Genomic DNA, 1,569 nt, shown 5'->3' with positions numbered 1-1,569 from the left:
GGACGACATGAACGCTTGCGTTTCATGTGTACACATCCCCTATCCTGTCTCTCTCTTCGTAGTAGTGGTGAAACGTGGAACGCGGGCTTTTTGAGTTCTCTCGCGCCACTCTCGAATATCGATGGCGCACCGTTGTTGTATCGACAAGCGCGCCGCTCTCTCCGTATCTTCGCCACTCTCGACACAACACATCAGGAGCACGAGGATGGGAGTTGCAGCCACGCGCACCCCTCAACAATGGGACCCCGACAGCTTCGAGAAGGTGAGCAAGGACGCGGCGGCGAAGCTGCGTCAGTGGTACAAGGCCGCCAGCAAGCCGGCGCCGGCCCCGAAGCCACTGAACACCCGGGCAATGGTTGACAAGCTGATGCCGGTGATCCGACAGGGCCTGAACCAGGGCGTGCCGGTGAAGGCGATTGCGGAGCAGCTGGCGACGGTTGGGATCAACGTCACGCCGAGCTATCTCGGCACCATCATTCGCAACGACGATGCCGCTCCGAAACGCCCGGCTGCCGAGCCGGCGTCCCCCGCCAACGCAGCTCCGAGCGCAGCTGCACCACAGCCCAGCGCGGACGACGTCTGAACGTCGGCGGGGGAGCACCGGCAGCAGCATCAGTTGTTGCCGGTGCAGTAGTTCACGACCACGCCGATGATGATCGTGAAGACGGTGATCAGCGAGCCGACGATCAGGCCCGTAATGGCCCGGCCGCTGGACTCCCGCCCCGTCTCGTCATTGGCGCCGCGGTACAGCTTGTACAACGACCACAGGGCCATGCTGGTGCCGATGGCGACGCCGGCATACATCAGGACGTTGACGACCGTGGTCGAGCCGGACTTGAAGTCGGTCACGTTCAGCGTCGACTTCTTCGCGGCAGTCTGCGCCGCCTGCATCTGCGGGATCGGCGCCAGGGGATCGGCGTTCTCCTGGCCGTAGGCGAGACTGCCCATCGTGGTGGCGAGCCAGGCGGCAGGGAACAGAGCGGCCCGAGCAAGGCCCTCCCGGACGGCGAGCGCGGCACTGGCGAACGAAATGCGCAAGGTGAACCTCCTTCAGGACTGAGACTATGTGAGGGTGTGTGCGGCCGCCGATCGGTCGTCGGGACGGGCCATGCGGAGATACTCGGCGAGCAAGGCGTTCGCCGCGCGGACAGCGACCGGCTGGTCACTGATCTCGTCGACCAGGCGCTGCCAGTAGGGCAGTGCCGTCCCTTCCGGGAACCGCCTGGCGAGAAACGCCTGCGCCTCGGTCGTCGACAGGCGGCGATACATCTCGTCGCGCAGCAGCCTGTCCTGATGCTTGGTCGTGAGCGCCCACAGGAGGCGCGCGCCGACACGGTGGTTGAGAAGGACCCAGCGCTCCCCGCTCGACACGGTGTACCGGGCGAGGAAGTTGGCTCCCCTGCCCTCGCGCGGCCCGGTGAGGTCACGCGTCATGACGTCGAGCACGGCATCGGAGAAGCCGAAGATCTCCTTCGCCTCGTGCCGGATCTCCTGGGTCTCGCCATTCAGGATGAAGACCGCGGAGGCAAGGTTGCGAAGGCGGCCGAAATCGCCGAGCAGCTGGCTGGC

3 protein-coding genes are annotated in these 1,569 nt (G+C 65.3%); 1 reads left to right on the top strand and 2 read right to left on the bottom strand.

Going from position 1 to position 1,569, the window contains the following annotated elements:
* Positions 1-205: 205 nt before the first annotated feature.
* Positions 206-583 (top strand): hypothetical protein, encoded by a 378-nt coding sequence (locus tag AC3XYG_RS04990; protein WP_489138711.1) that lies wholly within the window; start codon positions 206-208, stop codon positions 581-583.
* A gap of 29 nt (positions 584-612) precedes the next feature.
* On the opposite strand, the gene AC3XYG_RS04985 is transcribed toward AC3XYG_RS04990, so the two are convergent.
* Positions 613-1,038 (bottom strand): hypothetical protein, encoded by a 426-nt coding sequence (locus AC3XYG_RS04985; RefSeq protein ID WP_489138710.1) that lies wholly within the window; start codon positions 1,036-1,038, stop codon positions 613-615.
* A 24-nt stretch (positions 1,039-1,062) separates the two neighbouring features.
* Positions 1,063-1,569 (bottom strand): hypothetical protein (locus AC3XYG_RS04980; protein WP_489138709.1); only part of this gene is annotated, 507 nt, incomplete at its 5' end.

The organism is Inquilinus sp. (assembly GCF_057815775.1).
This window is presented reverse-complemented; position numbering and strand designations above follow the sequence as displayed.